The 5643-nt window shown below is 49.1% G+C and carries 13 protein-coding genes; 10 read left to right on the forward strand and 3 right to left on the reverse strand.

Annotation, left to right across the window (positions count from 1 at the left end; genetic code table 11):
- Nucleotides 1-140: 140 nt before the first annotated feature.
- Entirely contained in the window at nucleotides 141-398 is a 258-nt protein-coding gene (locus BMY60_RS14470; RefSeq protein ID WP_090334581.1) for a recombinase family protein, read from the reverse strand.
- A complete protein-coding gene (locus BMY60_RS14475) occupies nucleotides 391-669 on the reverse strand; it encodes a hypothetical protein (protein WP_143057472.1) in 279 nt (92 codons plus the stop codon). The genes BMY60_RS14470 and BMY60_RS14475 overlap by 8 nt, the downstream gene beginning before the upstream one ends.
- A 281-nt stretch (nucleotides 670-950) precedes the next feature.
- On the opposite strand from BMY60_RS14475, the gene BMY60_RS14480 reads away from it, so the two are divergent.
- The 10 genes from BMY60_RS14480 (at nucleotide 951) to BMY60_RS14515 (ending at nucleotide 5159) form a co-directional block, all read left to right on the forward strand.
- A complete protein-coding gene (locus tag BMY60_RS14480; protein ID WP_090334585.1) occupies nucleotides 951-1133 on the forward strand; it encodes a caspase family protein in 183 nt (60 codons plus the stop codon).
- On the forward strand, nucleotides 1084-1299 hold the full coding sequence (locus BMY60_RS16095) for a hypothetical protein (RefSeq protein WP_218141717.1): 216 nt from the start codon (nucleotides 1084-1086) through the stop codon (nucleotides 1297-1299). The genes BMY60_RS14480 and BMY60_RS16095 overlap by 50 nt, the downstream gene beginning before the upstream one ends.
- 98 nt (nucleotides 1300-1397) lie before the next feature.
- Complete coding sequence (locus BMY60_RS14485; RefSeq protein WP_090334586.1) at nucleotides 1398-2348, forward strand: hypothetical protein; 951 nt, start codon at nucleotides 1398-1400, stop codon at nucleotides 2346-2348.
- Between the two features lie 144 nt (nucleotides 2349-2492).
- Nucleotides 2493-2837: an ArsR/SmtB family transcription factor gene (locus BMY60_RS14490; protein WP_090334588.1), complete on the forward strand. Its 345-nt coding sequence runs from the start codon at nucleotides 2493-2495 to the stop codon at nucleotides 2835-2837.
- Nucleotides 2818-3327: an SRPBCC family protein gene (locus BMY60_RS14495; RefSeq protein WP_090334589.1), complete on the forward strand. Its 510-nt coding sequence runs from the start codon at nucleotides 2818-2820 to the stop codon at nucleotides 3325-3327. Before BMY60_RS14490 ends, BMY60_RS14495 begins: the two co-directional genes overlap by 20 nt.
- 3 nt (nucleotides 3328-3330) lie before the next feature.
- Complete coding sequence (locus tag BMY60_RS14500) at nucleotides 3331-3771, forward strand: SRPBCC family protein (protein WP_218141718.1); 441 nt, start codon at nucleotides 3331-3333, stop codon at nucleotides 3769-3771.
- Between the two features lie 57 nt (nucleotides 3772-3828).
- The gene (locus BMY60_RS14505; protein ID WP_090334591.1) at nucleotides 3829-4308 is read left to right on the forward strand and encodes a VOC family protein; all 480 of its coding nucleotides are present in this window, start codon (nucleotides 3829-3831) and stop codon (nucleotides 4306-4308) included.
- Nucleotides 4309-4346: 38 nt separating this feature from the next.
- The gene (locus tag BMY60_RS16435; protein ID WP_256250960.1) at nucleotides 4347-4493 is read left to right on the forward strand and encodes a VOC family protein; all 147 of its coding nucleotides are present in this window, start codon (nucleotides 4347-4349) and stop codon (nucleotides 4491-4493) included.
- A 6-nt stretch (nucleotides 4494-4499) separates the two neighbouring features.
- Complete coding sequence (locus tag BMY60_RS16440; RefSeq protein ID WP_256250961.1) at nucleotides 4500-4769, forward strand: VOC family protein; 270 nt, start codon at nucleotides 4500-4502, stop codon at nucleotides 4767-4769.
- 3 nt (nucleotides 4770-4772) lie between these two features.
- Nucleotides 4773-5159, forward strand: a complete 387-nt coding sequence (locus tag BMY60_RS14515; RefSeq protein ID WP_090334592.1) for a DUF1428 domain-containing protein — start codon at nucleotides 4773-4775, stop codon at nucleotides 5157-5159.
- Nucleotides 5160-5181: 22 nt separating this feature from the next.
- Here BMY60_RS14515 and BMY60_RS14520 read toward each other — a convergent pair.
- Nucleotides 5182-5643, reverse strand: a 462-nt coding sequence (locus BMY60_RS14520) for a transposase (protein WP_177166697.1), incomplete at its 5' end; no start/stop codon positions are given.

Raw genomic sequence — 5643 nt, forward strand, 5'->3', positions numbered from 1 at the left:
AATTTGTAACGAACAACTGAACACAAAGCATCAGCAGGAGGCAAAATACCAACTCAGTCTGGTCGACTTATCCACAGATGCGTAGTATCCTGCGCTCTGTTTTACCCTGGTCAAATTTCAACCGTAATGGGTGGTCAATTTTAAACCGGTATCAACACGACATAGGCCTGATTGCGGTTTTGTTTAAGAAACGCCAGCGGCGCCTTGATGCCGGGCCGGTCGATCAGGCCGCCCGATACGCCTTCGTCCTGAAAGACCTGCGCTATATCGTAACCTTTGTGCCGGGCGTATTCCCGGCAACGTGTCTCCTGCGAATTTAGTCCGTGCCCTTCGCGCACCTGCTTGGCGCTGGATACGCGGCAATAAATCACGGCGTTTTGTTTGGCGTTGTCAGTCATGGTCTTCACCGTCTCCCACCGCATGCTTTGCGGTGTTTCTGAAATGGCCGATCAATACGGTTGGTTCGTTTGAATCTATCCTGTTACAGCCTTTCTGTAAACTGTTATGAGAAACGGATCGGCAGCGCTGCCTTGCGGACTCTTCCTCAAACGCCCGCTCAACCGACGATTCCATGATGCCCCAGACCGTTCGCATCAATTCTTCCTTTTGCGCTTTGCTCATATCGAGCTTTTCGACATGGTGTTTGTATTTTTCAATATCCAAAAGCATGACAAACGCGATCACACACACCGGCGAAGCGGAGCATGTGCCTCAAGAGTTGATAACGAATGGAATTATGGTGGCTGCCCGCCAATCAGGCGGGAAACAATAAGGCCGCAATCAATGCGATGATGGCTGCGGCCTGAAGATGCAAATCGGATGATTTTTATTAGAAATAGCTTCTCTTACCTGTGTTGCCTAAAACGGATATGAAGCGCTGTTAATAGGCAGCTACTCAAGTGTAGTTCTGCACATGTTAAAATCATAATTTTCATTCAGGAGTTGTCCCAATGTATCGTGAGGCCAGAAAAGCGCTGATTGTCGGCATCGACGATTATCCGTTCAGCCCGCTTGAAGGTTGCGTGTCAGATGCCGTACAGCTGAGTAAATTGCTCAAGTCCCACTATGACGGAAAACCCAACTTTGAAATCAAAACGCTGCTCTCGTCCAAAGAGAAAATCGGCAAAAATTAACAGTGATTATCACGGTGACCAACGGCAAATCAAAGATTTGGTGCGCGGACGCTTTGTCGTTGATACGCCGGAACAAATAACGGCGATCAAACAGGCGATACTGGAAGAGCTGGATGTTGATTTCATGAAAGATAAATATGCAGTGCCGTCGGATACAGGATATTGAGACATAAATACGAAAATTGCCCTTGAAAATGGGCATGTGGCCGAAATTCAAATCCAACAGCGTGATATGCTGCGTGTTAATAAGCCAAGCATGACATCATGGAAGAGATTCAACAAATACAACGCCGTGCAAAACTTGAAAGTCGAGTTTTGACCGAAGCAGAATATGAACGTGTTACAACTTTAGAAAAACAATCTATCGACCTTCACAATGCCGCTGCTCATGACGGCAACCTGAATACGCTCGTCAAACCGGAATTAAGGGAACAGTTTGCTTATAAGGGTGAGCTTGACGCCAAAGGCAGCGCTCTTGGAAAATTTTCCGAAACCCTTGGAAATATTGGCAAAAGAGGCGGCCTCATCGGAGGTGCGGTTTTTGGCACATTATCCAGCGCTTTTGCTTTGGCGAGCGGAAGCTCAAAGGCCGAAGCGGCGGAAAGATTCTATGAAACCACTGTGCCATACGGGGCAGCAGAGCTTGCTCTTGCCCGCGGTAATCTCGAAGGCGCAGTAGAATCAGCACTCATCGAAACGGCGTCCATTGGCGGAAGCTTGGCCGGAGCAACTATCGGCACGCTGATTATGCCTGGTGTTGGAACGGCCATTGGCGCAGGTATCGGCTTGCTCAGCGGTGGAATCGGCGCTGGCTACATCACGGAAAAACTCTACGACAATTATGCGCAGCTCAAGAGCGGTGCCGTCAATCTGGCGCAGGAAACCGCCGAAAGCCTGACCAGCGCCGTGGAAGACACCAGACGCTATCTGGCTTCATGGTTCGATGACGACCCCGCATTTGACGTGCAGGTCGCCTTTGCCAGCCTGCCGGATCGCGTAACGCCGGATATGCCGCCGGAAGTCGTCGCCCCTGTCGAGGTGAAGGCGTCGCAAACGCTTTTTGAACAGCGCTTTGCCGAAATCGAAGAGCATGAGGGGCTGCCTGAGGTGTTGGCCTATATCGAAGCGCACCCGCAGGATGCCGAACACAGCTCTCCCACACCTGAAAAACAATCGATGCACTACGCTCATTTACCAGCGCCGGGCATGGGCTGAGGCGAAGATCGTCTGTAATTTCTTAGCCAGTCTGTCAAACGATGCTTCTTTCATTTCATCAACATGAGTGTGACATCCGCTATGGGTGAGTGCTGTTTGTATTTTATTGTTGACTTAATTAAGTATTAATTAAATAATAAAAACATGGATAGATTCGCAGCCCTCGCCGAACCGAACCGCCGCCGCATGATCGAGATCATAGCGGCGCAAGGGGAGATTGCCGCTTCCGATATCAGTCACCAGTTCGATATTAGCCCTTCCGCCGTATCGCAGCACCTCAAAGTGTTGCGAGAAGCCGAGCTGGTGAAAATGGAGAAGCGAGCGCAGCAGCGTATATATTCTATTAACCCGTACGGCATAGATGAAATGTGGGAATGGCTGAGCCAAATGCGGAAGTTCTGGAACGACCGTTTTGACGCATTGGATGCACTGCTTTTAACGGAACATGACACACTGAAAGGAAACAACGATGAGCATAACACCGATTGACGCCAGGCTGGACCTCGTACTAAAACGGGAACTGGCCGTTCCTGTAAATCTGGTCTGGCGCGGCCTGACCGAGCCGGAGCTTGTCAAGCAATGGTTCTGCCCAAAGCCTTGGCAAACAACCGAATGTCGCATTGATTTACGTCCCGGCGGCGAGTTTTACACGAACATGCAAGGGCCGAACGGCGAAGGTCACGCTGGCGCAAGCTGTTTTTTGGAAATTGTGCCGCAGGAACGTCTGGTCTGGACGAGTTCATTACTGTCTGGATACCGGCCTAAACCGCCACTTGCTGCGGACAGCGGCTCTTGTGAGAATATCGCCTTTACATGCGTCATTACGCTGAAAGAAACAGCGGGCGGCACGGCATATACCGCCCATGTCATGCACAGCACACCGGATCAGATGAAGGCGCATGAAGGGATGGGCTTCCACGAAGGTTGGGGCACGACAATTACGCAACTCGAAGAATTTCTGAAGCATGAAAAGGAATAAAAGATGTCGAATCAGAAAAAAGCAGAAGCAAAAATGTCCGTGCGCGTAACTCGCCGTTTCGATTTTCCGGCAGAACAGGTTTTTGATGCTTGGCTTGATCCGGACAAGGTCGGAAAATTTTTATTCAAAACGCCGGATGGCGTAATGACGCAAGTGGAAATTAATGCCTGCGTTGGTGGAAAATTTTTCATTGCCGAAAAACGGGAAGAAAGTGAGGTGGAACATGTCGGCGAATATCTTGAAATCGACCGCCCGCACCGACTGGTTTTTACATTCGGCGTTCCCAGATACTCAGAAGAGATGACCGTTGTAACAATTGATATTACATCGGAGGGAGACGGATGCGAGCTGAACCTGCTCCATGAAGGTGTGCTGCCGGAATGGACGGAACGCACACTAGAAGGATGGGGTAAAATCCTTCAAACACTGAATTCGATCTTATAAGCTACAATCAAAGGAGCTTTGAATAATGATTTACGTGTATGGAAAGGAAAATAAAATATGACCGAACTTGTCACCTGCCTGTGGTTCGACCACGGCGAAGCCAGCAAAGCGGCAGAATTTTACGCCGCCACATTTCCCGATAGCCGTGTGGGACAGGTAAACACCGCGCCCGGCGGTTTTCCCGGCGGACAGGAAGGCAGTGAACTGACCGTTGAATTCACCGTACTTGGCCGGTCATTTATCGGCTTGAATGGCGGGCCGAATTTTACCCCTGACCAGGCTGTTAGCTTCATGGTGCTGACCAACGATCAGGAAGAAACCGACCGCTATTGGAACGCGATTATAGAGAACGGCGGCAGTGAGAATAATTGCGGCTGGTGTCAGGATCGTTGGGGCTTTTTCTGGCAGATCACGCCGAAGATTCTAATGGAGCTGACGACAGGAGCAGACCGGGACAAAGCGAAACGCGCTTTCGATGCGATGATGACGATGAACAAGATCGACATCGCCGCGCTTGAAGCCGCGGTACGCGGGTAAGAACATAGAAATGCCTGCTTAAGTGAGAGCTCTTAAAAATGAAACCATATATTACTATCATAACAATCGGTGTTGACGATTTGGAGAAATCGCTGGCATTTTACCGTGACGGAATGGACTTTAAAACGGAGAGTATTGTCGGACAGGAATTTGAGCACGGCACCGTGGTGTTTATTGAAATGTAAAAAGGATTGAAGCTTGGGTTATGGCCACGAAAAAGTATTGCGCATGATACTGGTCTTTCTGTTAGTCCGGCCAGTTCAACAGAATTCTCTCTTGGCCATAATGTGTCCTCAAAAGAAGCAGTAGATACAATTATGAAAGAAGCGGAAAAGGCCGGAGCGACCATTGTAAAACAAGCCCAGAATACATTCTGGGGCGGATACGCCGGTTTTAAAGACCTGGTGACATCTGTGGGAAATAGTATGGAATCCTGCATGGGAAGAAGAGAAGGAGCATAAATAATGACTTACGTAGATGGATTTGTTTTACCTGTGCCGGAAGACCAAATTGACGCTTACCGGGAAATGGCGGAAAGCGCAGGAAAAATCTGGATGGAACACGGTGCGCTCCAATATAAGGAATGCGTACTGGAAGACGCCAGGCCGGAAATGCCCGAAGATGCGCCTGCAACCTGCAAAATAACACCGTTCGGCGAACTGGCGGGGACAAAAGACGGGGAAACCGTTATTTTTGCCTTTATCGTCTATAAATCCCGCGAACACCGGGACGAAGTGAACAAAAAAGTGATGGACGATCCGCGCATGAAAGATGCCTGCGATGAAAATAATATGCCGTTCGATCCCTCTCGTATGACTTACGGCGGATTTAAAGCCCTTGTGGATTTATAGACCTGAAGTTTCCCTTTTTTCCCTATGCGACCATCCGCAATAATGCTTTGATGAGAGAATTTTGTTCGGGTTTGCCTGGCTTGGGGCAAAAGGTAACAAAATCTTTATCGAATGCGGCCTGAGTAATCAGTTTTCTAACATCGGAGAAGGCGAAGTGACTTCGATTGTTAACAGCGTAACAACGCTGCGGTGTTTTATCAAGGCGATCTGCGTATATCCAGGTGATAGTGGTGGCCATCATGCAGAAGCTGAGGTGATTCATAACGGCATGCGGCGTACGGGTTTGGCTTTTTATGCTTCCAATTTCCTGCTTGATCTCTTTGAAACCGACCTCGATTTTCCAGCGAGCGCCATAGTATTCGATGGTCTGTTCGACGGTGAGATCAAGGTCAGTGGTAAAGAATGCAACCCATTGTGATTTTCGGTAGGCCCAGACGACACGCACGGCACATTTGAGTGTTTTCAACATGCAGATGTGATCGTA

Origin of the sequence: Nitrosomonas sp. Nm51 (assembly GCF_900111165.1) — a bacterium.
In the GTDB taxonomy this organism is placed as follows: Bacteria; Pseudomonadota; Gammaproteobacteria; order Burkholderiales; family Nitrosomonadaceae; genus Nitrosomonas.

Coding starts and splice junctions, on each gene's coding strand:
- BMY60_RS14470 (WP_090334581.1), bottom strand. CDS start 398: ATGACTGACAACGCCAAACAAAACGCCGTGATTTATTGCCGCGTATCC.
- BMY60_RS14475 (WP_143057472.1), bottom strand. CDS start 669: ATGCTTTTGGATATTGAAAAATACAAACACCATGTCGAAAAGCTCGAT.
- BMY60_RS14480 (WP_090334585.1), top strand. CDS start 951: ATGTATCGTGAGGCCAGAAAAGCGCTGATTGTCGGCATCGACGATTAT.
- BMY60_RS14485 (WP_090334586.1), top strand. CDS start 1,398: ATGGAAGAGATTCAACAAATACAACGCCGTGCAAAACTTGAAAGTCGA.
- BMY60_RS14490 (WP_090334588.1), top strand. CDS start 2,493: ATGGATAGATTCGCAGCCCTCGCCGAACCGAACCGCCGCCGCATGATC.
- BMY60_RS14495 (WP_090334589.1), top strand. CDS start 2,818: ATGAGCATAACACCGATTGACGCCAGGCTGGACCTCGTACTAAAACGG.
- BMY60_RS14500 (WP_218141718.1), top strand. CDS start 3,331: ATGTCGAATCAGAAAAAAGCAGAAGCAAAAATGTCCGTGCGCGTAACT.
- BMY60_RS14505 (WP_090334591.1), top strand. CDS start 3,829: ATGACCGAACTTGTCACCTGCCTGTGGTTCGACCACGGCGAAGCCAGC.
- BMY60_RS16435 (WP_256250960.1), top strand. CDS start 4,347: ATGAAACCATATATTACTATCATAACAATCGGTGTTGACGATTTGGAG.
- BMY60_RS14515 (WP_090334592.1), top strand. CDS start 4,773: ATGACTTACGTAGATGGATTTGTTTTACCTGTGCCGGAAGACCAAATT.